1 protein-coding gene is annotated in these 659 nt (G+C 41.3%); it reads left to right on the top strand.

The window, feature by feature from the left end:
- Nucleotides 1–81 precede the first annotated feature (81 nt).
- The coding region (locus tag ACFINM_RS09875; protein WP_375641388.1) for a tyrosine-type recombinase/integrase at nt 82–659 on the top strand (578 nt) is incomplete at its 3' end.

Here is a 659-nt window from a genome sequence, read left to right on the forward strand (position 1 = left end):
TTGAATCAATCAAAACCACTCGTTTGCACATAGCAAGTGGGATGAGTGTGTGGATAAAATTTGTATAAGAAAGGACTTAAAATGGCTCTTATGAACCGTCTTAATGCAAGATCTGTCGCAACATTAGGGGCTGGCAAATATAACGATGGTGCCGGCTTGTTACTTCATAAGCGTAAAGATGGAGGTGCTCAATGGCTGTATCGTTATACCATTCATGGGCGCTGTCGTGAAATGGGCTTGGGGGCATTGCGAAACGTTTCTTTAAAAAAAGCGCGTGAATTGGCAAATCAATGGCGTTCTGTTTTGCATGAGGGTCGTGACCCTATTAAAGAACGCAATAAACAAAAGCGTGAGGCGATAAGCAATCTCCATTACTTAAAAGATATTGCCATAGATGCTTTTGAAAGTCGTAAAGCTGAACTCAAGAATGATGGTAAAGATGGAGATTGGTTTTTACCATTACGCCTTCATATTCTCCCTAAATTAGGTTGTCTGCCGGTTTCTGAGATTACACAAACTGAGATACGCAACACTATTGCCCCTATCTGGCATACAAAAGCTGTTACAGCGCGTAGAGCTCTCATTCGTCTTAATCTTTGTCTCAAACATGCGGCTGCTTTGGGTTTAGATGTTGATTTACAAGCAGTAACAAAAGCACA

This window comes from Bartonella sp. AA168HLJHH, from assembly GCF_042197365.1.
GTDB lineage: Bacteria > Pseudomonadota > Alphaproteobacteria > Rhizobiales > Rhizobiaceae > Bartonella.